Consider the following 21,871-nt stretch of genomic DNA (forward strand, 5'->3'; position numbering starts at 1 on the left):
TTAACCAGTTAGCCCTTGGCCTTAGAAAGACAACGGCAGAACGGGACAACCTGCGGTATCTCGCATGGCCCGAACTGCACGAGATTGACAAGGCGCTAAAGCGGCGTGACGGGTGTGTATTCCTGGTAAACTGTGAATTGGCCGAACAGGGACTTCCCTTGTTGGGGAGTAATTTTGAAGAATGACAGAAAACCGCCGTCCCAGGCAGCAAGTGGGACGGCGGTAAATTTTTTGTCTGAATTTCACCAGTGAAATTTTCAAAGGATTTTCTGCGGTATGATAGGGCCACACAAGGACTTGTGACCTTATCATCAGGGCGGCGGATAGGCCAGCCACCGCCTACACCGGCTGGAGCCGCTCCGAGGGCAAGAAGCTCTTCACCGAGTGGCTGGAAGCCTCCACTGTGGACGAGATCACCGCGACCAAGTACATCTTCACCCACGACGATGAGATCGCCATGGGCATTCTGGAAGCTCTGAAGAGTTCCGACATCGACGAAGCCAAGAAGGAAGCCTTCCTGGGCGCCGGCGTGCATCTGGGCGCTTCCTCCGGCCTGAACGAGATCTACAGCGTGCTGAAGGGCATCCACCAGAAGGATTACACCGCTGAGGTTGCTCAGCTGGCCGATCTGTTCTCCGTCACCTACGATCCCGCCATGATCCAGATCGCCATCGACGATATGATCACCCACCTGGAGGGTGGCGAGGTTGAGCAGGATCACGTTATCCCCGTCGAGGTCGTGGACGCGACCAACGTTGACCAGTACAAGGGCTTTGGCGACGCAGTCTCCCAGTAAGATATCCATCCCGCAGGGCCCGCGGGCGCTCAGCGCCAGCGGGCCCTGCGCCCCATAAGAGGAACAGGAGGTTAGGCATGGAGATGCTGAAGATGACCGATATCTCCAAGAGCTTTTTTGGAGTGACGGTACTCGATCATGTCGATTTCAGCGTGGAGCGGGGGGAGATCCACGCGCTGCTGGGAGAAAACGGAGCAGGAAAATCTACCCTGATGAACATTCTGGCCGGCGTCTACACCAGAGACAGCGGTCAGGTGGTTTTCAACGGAAAACCCCTGGAACACAGCAGTGTAGCCGCCACGGAGCAGGCTGGTATCGCCTTTGTCCACCAGGAACTGAACCTGTTTAACGACCTAAAAGTTTACGAGAACATCTTTCTCCGTAAGGAAATAACCGGCGCGCTGGGCATTCTGAACAAGCGGGCCATGATCGAGCAGTCCCACGCGCTGTTCCAGCGGCTGGGCGTGGACATTGACCCCTGCGCTATGGTCTCTGAGCTGGAGACCGGAAAAAAGCAGCTCCTGGAGATCGCAAAGGCCCTGCATGCCAATGCGGAACTCTTTATTCTGGACGAACCTACCACCGCACTGAACAACGAGGAGATCGCCCACCTTTTCGCCATCGTCCGGCGATTGAAAGAGGCGGGGAAATCCTTCATCTTTATTTCTCACAAAATGACAGAAATATTTGCCCTGGCAGACCGGTATACGGTACTGCGAAACGGCAAATTTATCCATAGCGGCGCCGTTGCTGATACCACCCCCATGGAAGTGACCCGCATGATGGTGGGCGAGCGGTACAGTGAGGAGGAGGCCTATATCCAGCGTGAACTGGGCGAACCCATCCTGGAGATGGAAGGTCTGTGCGGGCACGGATTCCACAACATCGACCTGACCATCCGGCGGGGCGAAGTGGTGGGCTTTACCGGACTGGTGGGCGCCGGCATCAGCGAACTGTTCCAAACCATTTTCGGGGAACTGCCCATTACCGGCGGTACTCTGCGGATCGCAGGGGTGCCCATCACCAGCCACAACATCCACAAGGCCATGCTGAACAAGGTGTCCATGATTGCCGCCAACCGGAAAGAGAACTCCATCATTCCGGACTTCACCCTGCTGGAAAACAACTACGTCTCGGAACATACGCTGAGCTTCCGTCACCAGCATATCTCCAAGAAAAAGGAGATCGCAAAATACGAGCAGCTGCGCCAGAAGCTCAACATCAAATCCAACTCCCCTGACGACATGATCACTGCCCTCTCCGGCGGCAACCAGCAGAAGGTGATCCTGGCCCGGTGGCTGAACACCCAGGCGGATATCCTTTTGATGGACAATCCCACCCAGGGCATCGACGTGGGCGCCAAGGCGGAGATCTATCGTTTGATCCAGGAACTGGCCCAGGCAGGCAAGACCATTCTGGTCAATACCCTGGAGATCCCTGAGATCCAGAAGGTTGCCGACCGCTGCGTGATCTTCTACCACGGGGATCTGAAGGCCCAGCTGGAGCGCCGGGACATCAGCGAGGAGGCCGTCATGCTCCAGGCAACCAACGCCATCAATACTGCGGAGGTGTCCAAGTAAATGGAAAAGAACACTTTGACAGCCCGGAAGTCCGGCTCCATTACCAAGGCCATTGGTAATTACAGCTTCATACTGATTTTTCTGGCCATCTTTGTGGCCTACCTGATCATCAACCAGGGCGCCACCACATGGAGCGGCGTGATGAACATCCTGCGCCACTCCGCCGTGGTGGGTATCCTGGCCTTCGGTATGGGCATGGTCATCATCACCGGCGGCATCGACCTGTCGGTGGGCTCTATGCTGGCGCTGGTGGGCGGCCTGACCGTTGTGGTGTTCAACAACACCAACAACCCGGTTATCACCTTCCTGTTCGCCCTGTTTGCAGGCGCCATGTGCGGCCTGATCAACGGCGTGTTTGTGGGCGTAGCAAAAATGCCTGCCTTTATCGTCACCTTATCCACCATGCTGATCTACCGCTCCATTGCCCAGTATTATCTGCGTACGATGGGCCTGTCCATCTACAACATGGAGGGTACCCTGTCCACTTACGACGCCATCTACGGCTTCGGACAGGCCAAAGTCTTCACCGTGCCGGTGGTTGGCATCGTACTGATCCTGGTCACGGCCATTATGGTGTATGTGTCCACCATGACCAAATTCGGCAAGCGGGTGTATGCCGTCGGCTCCAACGAGAAGGCGGCCCATCTGGCCGGTATCAATGTAACGGTCACCCGGGTGATGGTATTTGTGGTCACCGGTGTGCTGGCGGGCGTGTCCGCTTTCCTGCTGCTGGCCATGAACGGCTCCATGGACCCCGCTACCGTGGGCAAGAGCTATGAGATGTATGCCATCGCCGCGGTGGTCATCGGCGGCATCAGCATGAGCGGCGGCAAGGGCAAGCTGCTGGGCGTACTCTTCGGCGCCATGTCCTATACCATCATTGACAAGATCATCGCATCTCTGGGCCTGGACGCCCTGATCAACGACACCATCAAGGGTTCCATCCTGCTGGTGGCCGTCCTCATCCAGATGGTGGTGCCGGTGATCCGCGGCAAGCTGAAAAAGACCGGGAATTAAACGGGAGGGAACGCATCATGAGAGCATACGACGAGATCAAGACCATCCCCTATCTGGGGCCGGACAGCGACGAGCCTTTTGCCTTCAAATACTACAACCCCGACGAGGTGTTGGCGGGCAAACCCATGCGGGAGCATCTGAAGTTTGCCATGAGCTACTGGCACACCATCTGCGCCGAGGGTGTGGATATGTTCGGCAGCGGTACGATGGACAAGAGCTTCGGCCAGAGTGATCCGATGGCAAAATTCCGGGCCAAGGCCGACTTTGCCTTCGGCCTGATGGATAAGCTGAATCTGGACTACTACTGCTTCCACGACGTGGATGTGGCGCCTGAGGGCGCCACCGTCAGGGAGAGTATCGAGAACTTCAAGGTTATGGTGGGCTACCTGAAGGAGCTTCAGGAGAAGCACAACAAGAAGTGCCTGTGGGTCACCGCCAACAACTTCGGCGACAAGAAGTTCATGGCGGGGGCCGCCACCTCCTGCAGCGCCGACGTGTACGCCGTTGCCGCCGCCAAGGTGAAGGCCTGCATCGACGCCGCCATCGAGCTGGGCGCCACCGGCTATGTGTTCTGGGGCGGCCGGGAGGGTTACGAGACCCTGCTCAACACCGACATGGGGCTGGAGCTGGACAACTTGGCTCGCTTCCTGACTATGGCCCGGGACTATGGCCGTGCCCACGGCTTCAAGGGCGACTTCTACATTGAGCCCAAGCCCAAGGAGCCCACCAAGCATCAGTACGACTTTGACGTGGCTACCTGCATGAACTTCCTGCGCAAGTATGGCCTCACCGGCGACTTCAAGATGAACATTGAGGCCAACCACGCCACCCTGGCGGGCCACACCTTCCAGCATGAGCTGCGCACCGCCATTGTCAACGACTCCTTCGGTTCCATCGACGCCAACCAGGGCGACCTGTTCCTGGGCTGGGACACCGATCAGTTCCCCACCGACGTGTACAACACCACCTACTGCATGATGGAAGTGCTGAAGGCGGGCGGCTTTACTAACGGCGGCCTGAACTTCGACGCCAAGACCCGCCGCCCCTCCAACACCCTGGAGGACATTCTGCTGGCCTACATTGCCGGTATGGACTCCTTCGCCCTGGGTCTGCGGAAGGCACTGGCCCTCCAGGCCGACGGCCGCCTGGAGCAGTTTGTGGAGGATCGGTACGCCAGCTACCGCAGCGGCGTGGGCAAGACCATCGTGGACGGTACCGCCACCCTGGAGTCCCTGTCCGATTACGCCATGGGCCTGGAGAAGATTGACGTGCCCAGCGGGCGGCAGGAGTATCTGGAGACCATCGTCAACAACGTCATGTTCCGCTGAACCATGTTGTGCGCGGAGGGGCGCGCCGGACCCGGCGCGCCCCTTTTACATTGGAAAGGAGAAGGGCTATGGCATATCTGATGGGCGTGGATCTGGGCACTTCCGGTACCAAGACCGCCCTGTTTGACGAGACAGGCCGCACCGTGGCCTCCTGCACCGCCGACTACCCGCTGGATCAGCCCCATAACGGCTGGGCGGAGCAGGACCCGGAGGCCTGGTGGCGGGCTGCCTGTGAGACCATTCGGGGGGTGCTGGATCAGAGCGGCGTCTCACCCAACGAAGTAAAGGGCGTGGGCCTGTCCGGCCAGATGCACGGCCTGGTGATGCTGGACGGGGAGGGGCGGGTACTCCGGCCCTCCATCCTGTGGTGCGACGGCCGCACCGGCCGTGAGTGCCAGGAGATCACAGAACTGGTGGGGAAGGAGCGGCTCATCCAGCTCACCGCCAACCCGGCCCTCACCGGCTTTACCGCCGGCAAGATCCTGTGGGTGCGCCGCCATGAGCCGGAGCTGTACGCCAAGTGCCGTCACATTCTGCTGCCCAAGGACTACCTGCGCTACAAGCTGACGGGGGAGTTTGCCACCGAGGTGTCCGACGCCTCTGGCATGAACCTGCTGGACGTGGCCCACCGCTGCTGGAGCCGGGAGGTGCTGGACAAGCTGGAGATCGACCCGGCCCTGCTGGGCAAGCTGTATGAATCCACCGACCTTACCGGTACAGTAACGGCTGCGGCCTCTGCTGCTACCGGTTTGGCCCCCGGCACACCGGTGGCGGGTGGCGCGGGAGACAACGCCGCCGCCGCGGTGGGTACCGGCGTGGTGCGGTCCGGCCGGGCTTTCGTCACCCTGGGTACCTCCGGCGTGGTATTTGCCCACGCCGACCAGGTGAGCATCGACCCCGGCGGACGGGTTCATACCTTCTGCGCCGCCGTGCCCGGAGCGTGGACGGTGATGAGCTGCACCCTGGCCGCCGGCCTGTCCCTCCAGTGGTTCCGCAACCAGTTCTGCGCCGAAGAGCGGCGGCAGGCGGAGGCGGAGGGGGTGGACCCCTACGACATCATGACTCGGGAGGCCTCCCAGTCCCCCATCGGCGCCAACCGGCTGCTCTACCTGCCCTACCTGATGGGCGAGCGGTCCCCGCTGCTGGACGAGAAGGCCAGGGGCGCCTTCATCGGCCTGTCCGCCATGCACGGGCGGGGAGACCTGATCCGGGCGGTGATGGAGGGGGTGTCCTACTCCCAGCGGCAGTGCCTGGACATTTTGCGGGAGATGGGCGTGGCCCCCGACCACATCATGGCCTGCGGCGGCGGCGGGCGCAGTCCCTTCTGGCGGCAGATGCTGGCCGATGTGCTGGACTGCACCGTCCAGACCGCCAAGGCGTCTCAGGAAGGACCCGCCCTGGGCGCGGCCATCCTGGCGGGTGTGTGTGCCGGGGTGTATCCCGACGTACCCACTGCCTGCGATGCCATTATCCATCCCGATCAGTCCTGCGCCCCCAACGACGGGGACAGCACCCGGTACGAGCCGTTCTACCGGCTGTATACTGAGGTCTATCCCGCGCTTAAGGATAGCTTCTCAAAGCTGTACAATCTGTAAGAAAAGCGGCGCTGCCTATAGGCAGCGCCGCTTTTTATGGGTGGGTCTATTTTTTGAAGCGACGTTTGAGGAATACCGCCAGGATAACGCCTGCCACCATCAGGATGATGCCGACGACCAGGATTACGGTGCCGAACAGGGCCACCGGATTGTTCCGGATCAAGGACTGGCCAAAGCCGTTGAAATCCGCAAAGGAGAACATCCGGGCGGTGGCGGCCCGGGCCAGGCCTCCCACAAGGGCGAAACCGGCTCCCACCAGCACCAGATAGATCCCGGCCAGCCAGCCGTACCGGCGGGCCAGAGTGCCGATGAGGCCGGGCAGCTGGTCCGCCCATGTGGGCGGCGGTGGGGTGGGAGGGGCGTAGCCAGGCTGGGGGGCGTCTTCCGGTTCGGCCTCAGACAGCAGCCAGTCCAGAGAGACGTGAAACACCTGGGCCAACAGGGGCAGTTTGCTGACTTCGGGGGAGGACTCTCCGGTTTCCCACTTGCTGATGGCCTGGCGGGAGACACCGATCTGTTCGGCCAGGGCCTCCTGGGACAGACCGGCTTTTTTGCGGCAGTAGCAGATTTTTTCGGAAAGTTTCATGGCGGCCTCCTTTCTTTCTGCCTGTAACTATAGCAAAAACGCGGTTGCGATGCAATCTACGGTTGCTGGCAATTTTGCAACCGTCGGTTGCGGGAACGTGCGGCGGAGAAAATGGAAACGCAAATAAAGTAAAAAACTGGAGATGGTTACACAGGATACACAAGAAACTTACAAAAATCTTGCGATGTAATGGTTATATTACCGAAAAAGGGCTTGTGCAAAAAGGAATGATTTGTTAAAATAGCGTTGTACAGAACGCGGTGGTTTAGCTGCGTCTGCCCGAGCGGGATTGCCCGGAGGGGAAGGAAGGCAGGAAAAGGCTGAAAACAGCAAACAGAAGCCGGACGCTCGGTCAGGTTTTTTTGGCCCAATCCGCGGTACAGGAGGTGAGAGCGCGGGGTACGCCGTATCAGAAATGCAGTAGCCGCAAAATTGCGGCTTCCATGAGGAAGGATGGATGATGATCGAATGAGACGTAAGTTCAGACCTATACTATCCGCGCTGCTAGCCGTCGTAATGCTCCTGTCCTTGCTGCCCACGGCAGTTTTTGCCACTGGTGGAACATGGACAGAAGTTGAACTGACTGATATTCAAGCTACTGATATCATTGCAATTACAGTACATGGAAGTGCGACTAACAAGTCCTATGTTATGAAAAATAATGGCGGTACCTCCACCAAGGGCCCCGCCGCCGAATGGGACAGCAATAATACCGGGGATACGTCTTGGTATTGGAATGTGATTCCCACGGATGGGGGATATCGCATCTCTCCCGCCGGTGACAACCAAAACTGGTTGTACTGCATAGATGATAACAACGGTCTGCGAGTGGGCACCAACTCCGATACGATTTGGAATCTGGATGAGGCCAGCGGATATCTCTCCTGTGTTGACAGCGGCGGAAACACGCGCTACATGGGTATTTACGATAATAACGGTGGAGATACCTCTGTGAATCCCAATTTCCGCACCTATAAAAACACCACTGGCAACACCAAAGACCAGACGACCACATTCTACAAGCTGGAGGGCGGAAGCGTCACTCCGCCTGATCCCGGCGAGGACCCCCAGCCCGGTGAGAGCCCCATTAAAGACGGGGACAGCGTGGTCTTTTATCTGCCCGCCCAGGGCCAGGTGATGACCACCACCGCCAGCGACTCCAAGCTGGCCGGGCAGGAGGGCACCCTGGAGGGCAATACCCTGACCACCGACAAGACGGCGGCCGTCTTTACCGTCGGCACCAATGAAAAGGGCCAGTTTACCTTCTCCGCCGACGGCAATTATCTGACCTCCGGCGCGACCGGAAAAAGCCTCACCATGGCTGAGACCGCCAGCGAGTACAGCTACTGGACCTTGGAGGAGCAGGGCGAGGGCTGGCTGGTGAAGAATGTCAGCGCCCAGTACAACGGCGGCGCGCAGTATATTGAGTATTACAGTGGTTTTACTACTTATGGCTACAACAGCGGTAATGCCGGCATCTACACCTTCCAGTTCTTCCAGGCAGATGAGGTGAAGGAGCCGGGCAGCACGCCGGAACCGGAGCCCGGCAACGACCCCATCTATGACGGGGAGCAGGTGGTCATTTATAACCCCCAATACCGCAAGGCCCTGTCCGGCACATACGATGGCTTCTACAATAACGGCACCGCTGTGACTGTGGGAACCGATGGTACCGTGTCCGGCTTTACTGCCAGCGATGTGTGGACTGTCATTGACAACGGCGACGGAACCTGGTCCTTCTCCTATGCGGGGCAGAACATCGGCATGAATGCGGATAAGACCAGTATGCCGCTGGGCGGTCCCAATGACAAGTGGGAGCTGTCGAAAGCGGATAACGGCCTGTTCTATGTGAGAAACACCGTCCGCAACGCCTACATGGAGTACCAGGACAAATACGGCACATGGAGCGCCTACTATAACATCAACGCTGGCAGCGAGGATATGTTTGCCCTGGCCTTCTATGAGGTCACCAACATCCCCGAGCCCCCCAGCAGCGAGGTGGAGTTCCCCGAGGGATCCTTCGTCATCTACAATGTCTCCACCGGTCAATACGGCCATGAGGGCGTGCTGGGCGGCCAGGACGACAGTGAGACGAGTCCCTCCATCCTGGACGTGGCCGCCACGGTGGAAGCGGATCGGGCCACCCCTGCCAACGGCGCACGGGTCTTCACCGTAGAGAAGAACGGCGAGTATTACCGCTTCAAGACCAACGACGGCTATCTCTGCTCCAACGGCACCGGCAGCAACGCATTCTATTCCCTGACTCCTTCTGAGGATGCCGACTGGAAGATCACCGCCGGCAAGAAGGGCGGCTGGAATCTGGAGAGCCGCACTGCAAAATTCCAAGGCAAGTACGCCCAGTATCTGGAGTACTTTGGCGGCTCCTATAAGTCTTACAGCATGTACAATGTCACCGACTACGACATCTATGAGTTCTTCTTCTACCCCCTGGCGGAGGGCGTCAATGTCAACGAGGGTGTGGTCAACATGCCCACTGTCACCTTCGGTACACTGCCCGATGCTTATGTGGGCCAGGACTACACCGTGACCTTCACCGTGGACGCGGTGTTTGGCGTGGCCGATGGCCTGACTGCCAAATACGGTGAGGCCGAGGCCTATCTCACTGAGAAGGATGGCACCTACTCCTTTACCATCCCCGCTTCCGCTCTGAGCGAGGGGAAACTGACGGTGACCGTCAGCGGTACGGACACCAAGGGTGTGACCTTTGAGGACGGTGCGGAGATCACTGTGGTAGACGAGCCGGTTATCACCGGTGTGTCCCCCGCCGCCAGCGCCCAGACCGGAGAGGACAAGCGACCGGAGATCAGTGTTACCTTTACCAATGCCGGGAAGAATCCCACCGTTACCATGACGGTGAATGGCCAGGAAGTTGCTCCCACTGTGACTGACGGCAAGGCCGCCTATATACCTGGCACCGACCTGCCCAACGGCAAGGTTACCGTCACCGCCACCGTCACCCGTGGCGACGGAAAGAGCGCCACCAAGACCTGGACCTTTACCATCGGTACGGCCCAGTATCAGCTCTACTTCGGCCAGCTCCATTCCCACACCACCTACTCCGACGGCGCGGGCACGCTGGAAGATGGGCTGAACTATGTGGCCAGCTTGTCTGAGAAAGACAATGTGGACTTTGTGGCCTTCACCGACCACTCCAACTACTTTGACGACAAGAACGCTGCCAACCCTGAGGCCGCCCTCTACGATGCCAGCAAGATGACGGCGGAGAGCGCCCAGAAGTGGAACGCCTACACCGGCGCCATCAACGCATTCAACCAGCAGCACGCTGGTAAGCTGGTGGCTCTGGCAGGCTTTGAGATGACCTGGTCCGGCGGCCCCGGCCACATCAACACCTTCAACACCCCCGGCATCGTCTCCCGCAACAACAGCACCCTGAACAACAAGACCGCTGACGCGGGCCTGCAGGCCTACTATAAGCTGCTGAGCGACGAGAATCTGGTCAATTCCATCAACCAGTTCAACCACCCCGGCACCACCTTCGGCAACTTTATCGACTTCGGCTACTACGATCCCATCATTGACACCCGGATACAGCTGGTAGAGGTGGGCAACGGCGAGGGCGCCATCGGCGCCGGCGGCTACTACCCCAGCTATGAGCAGTACATCATGGCCCTGGACAAGGGCTGGCACGTGGCTCCCACCAACAATCAGGACAACCACAAGGGCAAGTGGGGCAACGCCAACGACGCCCGCGACGTTATCCTGACCGATGACTTCTCCCAGGAGGGCATCTACCAGGCCATCCGCGACCGGCGGGTCTACGCCACCGAGGACAAGAACCTGGAGATCAACTACACCCTCAACGGCGAGATGCTGGGCTCCACCATCGCGGATGCGGAGAGCGCCAACATCAAGGTCAGTGTGTATGATCCAGACGCCTCCGACTCCATTTCCAAGGTGGAGGTGGTGGTCAATTCCGGTGCCGTGGCCCACACCTGGGACGATCCCACTGACCTGACCTCCGGCGAGCTGGAGTGTACCATCCCCGCCAACTACAGCTACTACTTTATCCGGGTCACCCAGGGCGACGGCAATCTGGCTGTCACCGCCCCCGTGTGGATCGGCGAAGTGGTGAAGCTGGGCATCTCCGCTGTGGAGTGCGGCACCTCCAGCCCCGTCACCGGGGAGGAACTGACCCTCACCACAACCCTGTTCAACAGCGAGACCAGCGACGCCACTGTGAAGTCCATCACCTACACCAGCGGTGAGGAGACTCTGGGCATGGATACCAAGGGCTATGAGATCCCCGCCTCCGGCACCCTGAACGTGGACTGGAAGTACACCCCCAAGACGGCCAAGGTCATGACCATCACCGCCACCGTTGTCATGGAGCAGGGGGGCATTGAGTACACCTACTCCAAGGACATCTCTCTGGACATCCTGGACGCCAGCAAACTGGTGTACATCGGCATCGACGCCTCCCACTACAACGAGTATGTGGCGGGCAACTACAATGATTCTATGGGCAACTTCAGCAACCTGGCCGCCGGCTACTCGGTACGCACCGTGCAGCTGAACACCAGCGAGGAGCTGATCGCCGCCTGTGAAAACGAGAGCGGTAAGTACAAGGCTATCATCCTCACCGCCCCCTCCCGCCGGAACGGCGACAGCCTGCGCGAGCCCTACGCTACTTATTCTGAAGCGGAGATCGATGCATTGGTTAGCTTCAATGCCGCCGGCGGTACGGTGGTGGTGGCCGGTTGGGGCGACTACTACGAGAGTTATAAGGACTTCCCCGCTAAGGATCACATGGCCGCCCAGCAGAATCTGATTCTGGAGGCTCTGGGTTCCTCCCTGCGGGTCAGCGACGATGAACTCAAGGACGATACCTACAACGGCGGCCAGCCTCAGCGCCTCTACCTGAGCAGCTACAACTTTAGTTCCTTCCTGCTGAACCGGGTGGAGTTTGACGCGGACAATCCTCACAGCAACCTGTATACCGAGCTGTTCAGCCAGTATGGCGGAGCCTCCATCCATGTGGTGGACGCTGATGGTACGCCCACCACCACCATCCCCAGCAGCGTGACCCCGGTGGTGTATGCTTTCGCCACCAGCTATTCCGCCGATGACGACAAGGATAACTGGGGCGGCCTGGGCGTAATCCCCAAGTATGAGTACGCCGATGGCGACAGCCGCCTGATGGCGCTGGCCACCGAGGACCTGGGCGGCGGCAAGGGCCTGATCGTGGTCTCCGGCGCGGCCTTTATGTCCAATTTCGAGGTGCAGGCACAGGTCGGCGACTCCGGCTCCGAGAAGAACTACTCCAACTACAAGATCTGCGAGAACCTGGTGAACTACCTCAACCCCGTCACCATTACCCCCATCAAGGACGTCCAGGCCCAGAAGGACGAGGGCATCAAGTACACCATCGAGGGTGTGGTTACCTCCAACGCCTCCGGCTACGACAAGGATACCGCCTTCTTCGACTGTATCTACGTCCAGGACGACACTGCGGGCATCAACGCCTTCCCTGTGGCGGGCAGCTTTAAGGTGGGAGACAAGGTGCGCATTACCGGCACCACCTCCTCCTACCAGGGAGAGCGGCAGATCGCCGTGACTTCCATTGAAAAGATCGGCGAGGAGAGTCCCCTTGAGCCGAAGCTTATCACCACCAAAGAAGCCGCCCAGAATACCTATCTGGGCAGCCTGGTGAAGATCCAGGGCGTGGTGGTCAGCTTCGCTGAGGCGGAGGGTTCCATTCAGACCATCATGGTCCGGGACAAGACCGGCTACGACGCCCGGGTGTTCATTGACGGCTATATCACCCAGAACAAGACCATCGAGAATCTGGCGGTTGGCCATGAGATCACCGTGGTGGGCCTGTCCTCCTACGACAACAGCTTTGACGGACCCGCGCCCCGCATCCGCGTTCGCGACCGGGCCGAGATCGTGTGCGACACCGAGGTAGTGGATATCCCGCCGGCCTATACGCCTCCCTCCGGCGGTGGTGGCAGCAAGGACCCGGCTACCCCCGATCCCAGCAAGTTTACCGATCTGGACGAGAACGCCTGGTACTACGACGACGTGGTGGATGTCATTAAGGACGGCCTGATGGAAGGCGTGTCCAGCACCAAGTTTGGCCCTGAGCTGGTGGTAAATCGGGCCATGGTGGCTACCATCCTCTACCGGCTCTCCGGCGAGAAGTTTGACGGTTCGGCCGCCTTCCCAGACGTAACTGTCGACAGCTGGTACGACGAGGCGGTGGCCTGGGCCGCCGACCGCGGTGTGGTTACCGGCTACGACAACGGCAACTTCGGACCCGAAGATGCCGTGACCCGGGAACAGATGGTCACCATGTTCCGCCGCTTCTGGGCGTATCAGGAGAACAGCGGAGGGCAGACGGATGGCCTGTCCGCCTATGTGGACGCGGACCAGATCAGCCAGTATGCGGTGGACGCCATGGAGTGGGCCGTAGGCATGGGCCTCATCAACGGACGGTCCAGCCAGCTGCTGGCTCCTGCGGCCCAGGCATGCCGGGCCGAGCTGTGTGCGCTGCTCAACCGCTATCAGGATCTGAAGTAACACACATCGACGACATCTTTGGGGCGCCGCCTGCCTTGGTGGGCGGCGCCCCGCCCTATTGATTGAGAGGAGATGTTTATGGGAAAGGCCAAAAAATCAGCTCCGCCAAAGAAACGGCTTTCGTGGCCGCCGTCCAAAGAGCGTATCATTGCTTTGGCGGTGGGACTGTGCCTGCTGCTGGCCCTAGTGGTGGGAGCTGTGCTGCTTCGTCCGGAGGACGGGGAACTGACCGCTGCTCAGAAGCGAATGTTCGCCTCTGCCCGGGTCACTGATATATTGGCCGATGATGCCGAGCCGGATGACTGGAGCGAGGGCCTGCGGCTGGGCAGCCAGTACCTGGAGTTGGAGATCCTCAGCGGCCCCTACAAGGGGGCCGTTCTGGAGGCGGTCAATTACCTGACCGCCTATTCCAACATTGACTGCTCGTTGGGTACCCGGGTCATTGTACGGCTGGACGTGGACGACAACGGTGACCCCTATGTGGTGTCCATCCCAAACTATGACCGGGGGATCGTTCTGGTGGGGATGCTGGTGGTATTCGGGCTGCTGCTTATTATCATTGGAGGGAAAAAAGGAATTATGGCCCTGCTGGGCCTGGCCTACACCCTGGCAGGAATCTGGTACCTGCTCATCCCCATGGTGCTGAAAGGAGCGCCTTCCATCCCGTCGGCGGTGCTGATTGCCGCGCTGACGGCGGCAGCCTCTCTGCTGATGCTCACCGGATTCTCCCGCAAGACGCTGTGCGCCGGGTTGGGCTGCGTGTGCGGCGTGGCGGCGGCGGGGCTGTTCGCCTGGATCGTGGGGATCATTACCCCTATCGGTGGGTTCAATATGTCGGAGGCGGAGGAACTGGTGCTGCGGGCCTACGACAGCCACCTGGAGATTCGGGGCCTGCTGGTCAGCGGTATCCTCATTGCCGCTCTGGGCGCTGTGATGGATGTGGCTATGTCCATCTCCTCCGCCTGCCACGAGCTGCGGACGGTGAACCCCGATATGACCGCCGGACAGCTGTTCCGGTCAGGCATGAACATCGGGCGGGACGCCATGGGTACCATGGCCAACACCCTGATTTTGGCCTTTGCCGGCGCGTCCTTCAACATGCTGCTGCTTTTTCAGGTGTACAATTATCCCATGATCCAGATCATCAACAGCGATACAATGGCCATTGAACTAATTCAGAGTGTGGCCGGTTCAGTGGGCATCATCCTGACCGTGCCGCTGGTTTCGCTGTTTGCCGCCCTGCTGATGGGCAGGAAGCGGCGCTGAATTTAGGCGTATTGTTACAAAAACACGGGTCCCCTGCTCCAAGAGCGGGGGACCCGTGTTTTTACATGTCTGCCTGCATAGGATTGGCGCAGCTGAACGGCGAGATAGGTCGCCGTCAGTTGGCGGAGATATTATTCATTCGGAGCTTGATGAACATTTCGATGTTTTTCCTGATTTCGCTTCGCTTTTCGGGGGTGAGCTTTTCGTGACTCCACAGAAAATCGTATTCGCTATCTCCCAATAATTCCTCTTTATCCAGAGAGTTCATTAAGTAGCGCGAAAATACCAAATAATCATTTAACAAAATCTGATTGAACAGAGCTGTACACACCTCAAATTTACGGTTTTGAAGAGCGTGAAGCAGCGATTTCAGTTCCGAAAGCAATTCCCATGTGCGGTCCAGGCCATCCTCTTCCGCGATCTTAACCACAAAGTAATGAAAAATTTGATAACGATTGTTGTAGTTCTCCACCAATTGCTTCAATCCATCCAAGGGAACGACGCGATAAATGATCTGGAAAAAGTTGCGGCGAAGTCTGGAAAATTCAGAGATATTACCCTGGTCCAAAAGCGTATACAGCTGGTTGTAGCATTCCTCCAGAGCGTCTAAACGAATATCATCCCAAAATTGGAGGGCAGCTTGAAAAAGCTGCTTTTCCAAGGCGGAGCGGATCAGCGAAGATTCCAAGTGGTCATAGTAATTAAATTCGGCCACTCGAGCGCCGTGATGAGGCGTAGACTGCACCAGCCCATCCTGAGCCAATTTTGTCAGGGCTTCCCGGATGGGCATAGGACTCATTCCGTATTGATCAACCAGGTTGGTGACAGTCAACTTTGCCCCGATGGGAATACTCCCATCCAAAATCGCCTGCCGAATCCGTTCGTAGGCAAGGTCGCTTTTTGTTTGAAATTCCACGGAAGTTCTCCTTTGCACTATTCTATTTCGTGTTATAGATGCGCGCTATGACAGCCCTGACGATGCTCCTTGTCCTGGCTTCATGCGGCGGAGAGAACGCCGGGGGAGCCGTATCCTCCGGGGATCCCGGCGGCACCGACGAGCCCCTGGTCATCAAAGTCGGTACCCAGGACTATCCCGGATCTCCCGACGAGAAGATCTACAACTATTTCTGTGATCTGGTCTCGGAACGCTCGGAGGGAAAGATCGAGATCGCCATCTACAATCAGTCCCAGCTGGGCAGCGAGTCCGAACTGCTGCAGCAGGTCATGGACGGGACCCTGCCCGGCGCCGCCGTGGGCATCGGCGCCTTCACCAGATACACGGATCTGCTGAGCTGCATCCAGCTGCCTTTCCTGGTGGACAGCTATGAGCTGGAATATGCCGCCATCAATTCCGACATCTATCAGGAACTGCTCAGCGAAGTGGGCGAACAGCTGGGCGTTACCTTCGGCGCATTCCAGGATCCGGGCATGCGGCAGATCGCAATGATCAACAAGCCGATCAATCAGCTGTCCGATCTGAGCGGCGCAAAGATCAGATGTGCGGAAAATGCGTTGATCCAGGATACCATCAGCGCACTGGGTGCGTCTCCCACGGCAATCGCGTTTACCGAACTGTATACCGCGCTGCAAAACAAGGTGGTAGACGGAGAGGATATCAACATGTCTTCCATCTACACCCAGCACCATGACGAGGTTATCGGGTATGTGTCTCTGCTCAATCTGTACCCCTACACCGGCTGCTATGTCTTTAACACTGAGTTTGTGGAATCCCTGCCGGAGGGCTATTGGGACATTATCTACACCGCGATGAAGGAAGCGGAAGAACTTGGCCTTACGCAGTGGATTCATGAGCAGGAGGACGTGTGGGCCGAGAGCATTGAGAGCAATGGCGTTGCCATCAACAGCGTCGAGGACCTCAGCGAATTTGAGGAGGCGGTGCAGTCCGTCTATGACAAGTACACCGCGGTGGACGCCCGGATTGGCGAATTTATTGACTACGTCAACAGTCAGAAGTGACTGCTGCCCGGCGCTGTGTGTACTCGTCAAGTGAATTGCATTTGATAGGGGGACATCTGGTGAAGTACTTTGAAGCAATTATGAATGGTATCACGGCGGTGATTAAAGTGTTTCTTGCCACTGCCTCCGCAGTCATGCTGACGGTATCATTTATTGAAATCATCCGGCGGTATTTCTTTGGGCTGTCCTGGGCCTGGTCGGATGAGTTGATGCGATATTTAATTGTTGCCATCGCCTTTTTGGGCGGCGCGGTTGGTTTCCGGGCAAAGGCGCTTCCATGCTTTGATCTTCTGATGTCAAAGATGTCGGCGCGTGTCCAGCAGATCTTTGCGCTGATCGTACAGATCATTATTGCGGTTATGCTGGTCTTCCTTATTGTACAGACGAGCCAATCCATTATGACCAAGAGCATTTTGTCCGGTGTCAGCATCGGACTCCGGATTCCCATGCTGGTTCCTTACCTCCCCATTCCGGTCAGCTTTGGGCTGATGCTGCTGTTTGACTTTGAGAGCATCATTCATACAATCCGGCCTCAGCTTAGAAAGGGGGAGTCTGCGTGACCGCGGTGCTTATTTTTATCGTTCTGCTCCTGATCGGCGCCCCGATGGTCTTTGTCATTGTCGGCGCAGGGATCGCACATCTGCTGTCATTGGGAGATCCCGCCTACCTGGGTACCATTGCGCAGAGATTCTTTTCCGGTGTGAATCAGACGTCGCTGATGTGCATCCCGCTCTTTATTATGGCGGGAGAACTCATGAACAGCGGCGGTGTGACAAAGCGGCTTCTGGAATTTATGCGTGAACTGGTAGGATGGCTGAAGGGCGGCCTTGCATACGCCGGTATCATTACCGCCGCCGTGCTGAGCGCAATCCTCGGCTCTGCAAACGCGGTCTCTTCCATCCTCTGCAAGGTGCTTGTCCCTGACATGGAGCGGGACGGCTATGAGCAGGAGTTTGCCGGCGCCCTTGTAGCGGCCTCCGGCGTACTGGGGCCGGTCATTCCGCCCAGCACCTGCTTCGTCCTTTACTGTACCCTTGCCAATACCTCCGTCAAGAGCATGTTCATGGCGGGCGTCATCCCCGGCATTTTGCTGGCGGTGGGATACATTGCGGTTGTACTGATCTACGGGCGGAAGCACCCTCTGCCCAGATGCCGGGAGCGGTTCAGTCTGAAGCGGCTGGCTTCCAGCTTTGTACGCGCTATTCCGGCGCTGCTGGTTCCGTTTATTATTGTGGGCGGTATTCTGGGCGGCATTTTCAGCCCCACCGAGTCTGGCTCCGTTGCCTGCGTGGCCGCAATTGTTGCAAGCATCATTTACCGGGAATTTGATCCCAAGAAGCTGCCCAAGGTCTTTGTTTCCGGCAGTATTACGTCGGCCACAGTCCTGCTCATCATTGGCATCGGGAACCTGCTGGCGTGGACGATGGCCATTTCTGACGTGAACACCTTCGTTGGCAACGCCATTATGTCCATCACCGACAATCGGACCATCATTATTCTGCTCATGATCCTGGTTATGCTCATTGCCGGCTGCGTGCTGGAGGCTACCTGCGCCATGCTCATCCTGGTTCCGGTTCTTGTGCCCATTGCCAACGCCATCGGCATGAACGACGTCCATTTCGGAATCATTGTCTGCGTGATGCTCACCATCGGCTTTATTACGCCTCCCGTAGGCAACTGCCTGTTTGTAACCAGCAGCGTGGGTAATATCCCATTTGTGAGTTTGTGTCGTCGGATCATTCCGTTTGCGGCGGTTGCCATTGGAGTTACCATTGCGCTGGCATTTTTGCCGGAGGTGGTCCTCCTGATTCCGAAACTGCTCGGATATCTCTAACGCGAAAGGGAGTCTAACTATGCTTGACAGATCTATTTTGCAAGGCGTCGTAGACCTTCATATTCATGCTGGGCCGTCTGTGGCAAAGCGGTCGGTAGATGCTGTGGAGGCCCTGAAGGAGGCGGAAGATGCGGGCTATCGCGCCATTGTGATTAAGGATCATTATTGCCCGACAGTGACGGAGTGTGTGATTGCCGAGCAGCATCTCGGGAACGGAAAAACAAAGTGCTTTGGTGGAATCGTGTTGAACAATTCCGTTGGAGGCCTCAACTGTAACGCCATTGATGCGGCCATTGCGATGGGGGCTAAGATCGTATGGATGCCCACCGTCTCTGCAAAAAATCACATGGATCATCACAAGGGCGGCTTTTTAGGGGCCGGGTCCATGAGCGTGCCTGAAAAGCCCATCTATTACCTGAACGAAAGCGGAAAGCTCATTCCTGAGGTTTTGGATGTGCTTCGGCTGATGGCGGAACACAAGGACATCATCTTTGCAACGGGTCATGGACACAGAGATGAACTGGATCAGCTGATTCCTGCGGCATTGGAGGCAGGGGTGGAAAAGATCCTGGTCAATCATCCCATGTGGCAGATCGAAGCCACCGAGGAGGACGTGTGCCGCTGGGCAGGTATGGGCGCTGTCATTGAGTTCAATACCTGCATTTATGAGAACATGGTCAATCAAAAGACCGGCCAGCAGATGGGGCCCATCCCCTTTACGCTCTTTGAGCGGTATTTTGACAGGCTTCCCATTGAAAAGATGGTAATTGATACCGATCTGGGGCAGAGCATTTTCTGGTCGCCGGTTACCGGAATGTACGAATTCCTGAACGAGATCCATACACGGTTTGGCATCTCTGAAGAGGAGATCAATTGTATGACAAAAAAGAATCCCGCCAAACTGCTGGATCTTGTGTAACGAGAAAGGAGTATCCGTGATGAAAAAACCGCTGCTGTTTGATATGAAAGAGCGCGAGTGGAACTATGTCAACGATGATTACCGTACCATGTGCTTTCAGGGCAGCCCCAATGTGACCTATGTTCTCACAGAGGCCCATCGGCCCGTAAAAGGGGAAGCTGAGAAGGTCGTCTGCAAGATTCCCAGCGAAAAGAATGTGTACATCTATCGCGGTGAATGCAATTATGTGGTAGACGGCGTTCCCTATCATCTGGATGAAGGGTGCTATATGACCATTCCCAAGAATGTAGAGCATTACATCGACTTCTGCAGCACCGCCACGGTGTATGAGCTGGCTATCATTGAGCCCAAGCTTCCCGATATGCCCGAGAGCCCAAAGATTTCTTCCCGGAACCACGGGAACTGGGATGAGTGAAAGGAGGATGTCAAACATGTCTGTGAAACCGCAATTGCTGGACATTAAAGAGTGCGACTGGGGCAGCCCCCGCAAAAATATGCGCGGCGGCGTGTGCTTCCAGGGCGGAACCAACGTGACTATGACCATCGGAGAGGGCAGATATCCTCACGAGACCAAAGTACACGCCCACGACTACGAGCAGACGGTATTCATCTACCAGGGGGAGTGCGAATTCTATGTGGACGGGATCCCCTACCACATGGACGAGGGCTGTCTCATGGTGGTGCCCCCCGATGTGGAGCATGGGATCGCGCCCCTTGGCAATATCCCATATATGGACATGGATATCTTCTATCCGAAGCGTACCGCCGACCGGAAAGCCAGTGTTCCGGTCATCAGCCGGGGCCATCTGAATTGGGAAAACGAGGCGAAGCAGCATGAATAACAAATTCTCTTTGCGGGAGCGGATTCAAAACGGAGATGTCCTCATCGGCATGTTCGCCAAGTTTAACAACTGTAATGCGGTTGAGATGGTAGGTCTGGCGGGTTTCGATTTTGTCATCTTTGACACGGAACACGCAAATTTTTCCCGGGGCGAGATCGAGAACCTGATCCGCACGGCTGATAGTGTGGGTATGAGCAGCATTGTGCGGGTACAGGAGACCACCCCGGAAGAGGTGCTGCATGCGTTGGATTCCGGCGCGGACGGCGTCCAGGTGCCTGGCATTACCACGATTGAACAGGCAGTGGAGGTTTGCCGCTCATCCAAGTATTATCCGGAAGGTGACCGCGGCAGTTCTATGGCCCAACGCTCGGCTATGTATGGGCTGTGGGACAAAGATGAGAAATACTTCAGCTATGCAAACAGCCACTCCGCAGTGGTCCTCCATGTGGAGAATCTGGAGATGTATGAAAAGCTGGATGAGCTGGTCAAGATCCCGCAGCTGGATGTGGTATTTATTGGACCGGGCGACCTGAGCCAGGCCATTGGAAAGCCCGGCCAACTGGACGACCCGGAACTTGCCGGCATGATAGAGCAGATCATCCGCAAGTCGCTGGCGGCCCACAAGGCGGTTGGCATTTTCTGCGGAAATGTTGCGTCGGCCAAGAAGTACATTGATATGGGGGCAACGTATATCGCGCTGGGATCTGACGTTTCCTGCTTTGGAAAGGCGCTGAAAGGTTTGAAGAGCCAGGTGAACGAAACGCTTTCCGGCTGAACGCCCCGCCGTTGACCGGCGGAGAATAGGCAGAGCCGCAGCCTCAATGCAGGCTGCGGCTCTCAAATTTATAATGCCACGCAAGAGAAAGGAACGCGGAAGCGGGTGTTTATACGCACAAGGGAGGTGTCTTTTTGGAGAAGGTTACATCGTTGAATCACATCTGTCGCCTGCTGGAAAGCGACAGATCTTATATGATTGCGGGGTTTGCGGAAGTGGGAACCCCATATACGCTGATCAACTGCCTGCTGGCATGCGGAACCCGTGATATTACGTTGATCGCAAATGATACGGGAGATGCAACCAAACCGGGCGTGAGCCAGCTGATTTTTGAAAAGCGGATCAAAAAAGCCATTGTATCCCATGTGGGAAAAAATCCTGAGACCGGACGGCAGGTCATGAACGGGGAACTGGAATTGGAGTTGGTTCCTCAGGGTACGTTGACCGAGCGCATCCGTTGCGGAGGCGCTGGGATTGGAGGCGTCTATTTAAAAACGGGGGTTGGAACCCCAATTGCGGACGGAAAGGAAATTCGTACGCTGGACGGGGCGGACTACCTCCTGGAACTTCCGCTCCATGCCCATATTGCCCTGCTGCATGCAGAAAAAGCAGATAGGCTGGGAAATCTCATATTCCACATGATGGCGCGCAACTATAACCCCATCATGGGCACTGCCGCCGATCTGGTAATTGTGGAGGCAAACCAGATCGTTGAGCCTGGAACACTGAGTCCGGAAGAGATCATGCTTCCCGGTGCATTTGTAGACTATATTGTACAGGCCGAGCGGAGGTGAC

General features: G+C 57.3%; 18 protein-coding genes. 16 read left to right on the forward strand and 2 right to left on the reverse strand.

Annotated elements, in window-relative coordinates:
- From Q0K43_RS02280 to xylB, 6 genes are all read left to right on the forward strand, one after another.
- A partial coding sequence (locus tag Q0K43_RS02280) for a hypothetical protein (protein ID WP_297288952.1) occupies positions 1-185 on the forward strand: 185 nt, incomplete at its 5' end.
- Positions 186-403: 218 nt separating this feature from the next.
- Positions 404-796, forward strand: coding sequence for a hypothetical protein (locus Q0K43_RS02285; protein ID WP_297288953.1), 393 nt, complete (start codon positions 404-406; stop codon positions 794-796).
- Between the two features lie 77 nt (positions 797-873).
- On the forward strand, positions 874-2,376 hold the full coding sequence (locus Q0K43_RS02290; protein ID WP_297288954.1) for a sugar ABC transporter ATP-binding protein: 1,503 nt from the start codon (positions 874-876) through the stop codon (positions 2,374-2,376).
- Positions 2,377-3,393 (forward strand): ABC transporter permease, encoded by a 1,017-nt coding sequence (locus Q0K43_RS02295; RefSeq protein WP_297288955.1) that lies wholly within the window; start codon positions 2,377-2,379, stop codon positions 3,391-3,393. It begins immediately after the preceding gene.
- Between the two features lie 17 nt (positions 3,394-3,410).
- Complete coding sequence (gene xylA, locus Q0K43_RS02300) at positions 3,411-4,721, forward strand: xylose isomerase (RefSeq protein ID WP_297288956.1); 1,311 nt, start codon at positions 3,411-3,413, stop codon at positions 4,719-4,721.
- A gap of 68 nt (positions 4,722-4,789) precedes the next feature.
- Positions 4,790-6,316, forward strand: a complete 1,527-nt coding sequence (gene xylB, locus Q0K43_RS02305) for a xylulokinase (RefSeq protein WP_297288957.1) — start codon at positions 4,790-4,792, stop codon at positions 6,314-6,316.
- Positions 6,317-6,362: 46 nt separating this feature from the next.
- Here the strand turns inward: xylB and Q0K43_RS02310 are convergent, their stop codons facing one another.
- Complete coding sequence (locus tag Q0K43_RS02310; RefSeq protein ID WP_297288958.1) at positions 6,363-6,902, reverse strand: helix-turn-helix domain-containing protein; 540 nt, start codon at positions 6,900-6,902, stop codon at positions 6,363-6,365.
- A gap of 651 nt (positions 6,903-7,553) precedes the next feature.
- Here Q0K43_RS02310 and Q0K43_RS02315 point away from each other — a divergent pair.
- Both Q0K43_RS02315 and Q0K43_RS02320 read left to right on the forward strand, forming a co-directional pair.
- Entirely contained in the window at positions 7,554-13,463 is a 5,910-nt protein-coding gene (locus Q0K43_RS02315; protein ID WP_297288959.1) for an S-layer homology domain-containing protein, read from the forward strand.
- 78 nt (positions 13,464-13,541) lie between these two features.
- Positions 13,542-14,729, forward strand: coding sequence for a YibE/F family protein (locus tag Q0K43_RS02320; protein WP_297288960.1), 1,188 nt, complete (start codon positions 13,542-13,544; stop codon positions 14,727-14,729).
- Positions 14,730-14,844: 115 nt separating this feature from the next.
- Here the strand turns inward: Q0K43_RS02320 and Q0K43_RS02325 are convergent, their stop codons facing one another.
- Complete coding sequence (locus tag Q0K43_RS02325; RefSeq protein ID WP_297288961.1) at positions 14,845-15,645, reverse strand: GntR family transcriptional regulator; 801 nt, start codon at positions 15,643-15,645, stop codon at positions 14,845-14,847.
- A gap of 47 nt (positions 15,646-15,692) precedes the next feature.
- Here Q0K43_RS02325 and Q0K43_RS02330 point away from each other — a divergent pair, with 47 nt between their 5' ends.
- From Q0K43_RS02330 to Q0K43_RS02365, 8 genes are all read left to right on the forward strand, one after another.
- Entirely contained in the window at positions 15,693-16,706 is a 1,014-nt protein-coding gene (locus tag Q0K43_RS02330) for a TRAP transporter substrate-binding protein (RefSeq protein WP_297288962.1), read from the forward strand.
- A 59-nt stretch (positions 16,707-16,765) separates the two neighbouring features.
- Positions 16,766-17,266 (forward strand): TRAP transporter small permease, encoded by a 501-nt coding sequence (locus tag Q0K43_RS02335; RefSeq protein WP_297288963.1) that lies wholly within the window; start codon positions 16,766-16,768, stop codon positions 17,264-17,266.
- Positions 17,263-18,540: a TRAP transporter large permease gene (locus Q0K43_RS02340; protein WP_297288964.1), complete on the forward strand. Its 1,278-nt coding sequence runs from the start codon at positions 17,263-17,265 to the stop codon at positions 18,538-18,540. The genes Q0K43_RS02335 and Q0K43_RS02340 overlap by 4 nt, the downstream gene beginning before the upstream one ends.
- A gap of 19 nt (positions 18,541-18,559) precedes the next feature.
- Positions 18,560-19,459, forward strand: a complete 900-nt coding sequence (locus Q0K43_RS02345) for a DUF6282 family protein (RefSeq protein WP_297288965.1) — start codon at positions 18,560-18,562, stop codon at positions 19,457-19,459.
- Between the two features lie 19 nt (positions 19,460-19,478).
- Entirely contained in the window at positions 19,479-19,874 is a 396-nt protein-coding gene (locus tag Q0K43_RS02350) for a hypothetical protein (protein ID WP_297288966.1), read from the forward strand.
- Between the two features lie 16 nt (positions 19,875-19,890).
- A complete protein-coding gene (locus Q0K43_RS02355; protein WP_297288967.1) occupies positions 19,891-20,301 on the forward strand; it encodes a cupin domain-containing protein in 411 nt (136 codons plus the stop codon).
- Positions 20,294-21,076 carry an HpcH/HpaI aldolase family protein gene (locus Q0K43_RS02360; protein WP_297288968.1) on the forward strand — a complete coding sequence of 261 codons (783 nt, stop codon included), beginning with the start codon at positions 20,294-20,296 and terminating at the stop codon, positions 21,074-21,076. The genes Q0K43_RS02355 and Q0K43_RS02360 overlap by 8 nt, the downstream gene beginning before the upstream one ends.
- 134 nt (positions 21,077-21,210) lie before the next feature.
- A complete protein-coding gene (locus Q0K43_RS02365; RefSeq protein WP_297288969.1) occupies positions 21,211-21,870 on the forward strand; it encodes a CoA transferase subunit A in 660 nt (219 codons plus the stop codon).
- Position 21,871 lies beyond the last annotated feature (1 nt).

The sequence above is a fragment of the uncultured Flavonifractor sp. genome, assembly GCF_944383115.1.
In the GTDB taxonomy this organism is placed as follows: domain Bacteria; phylum Bacillota; class Clostridia; order Oscillospirales; family Oscillospiraceae; genus Flavonifractor.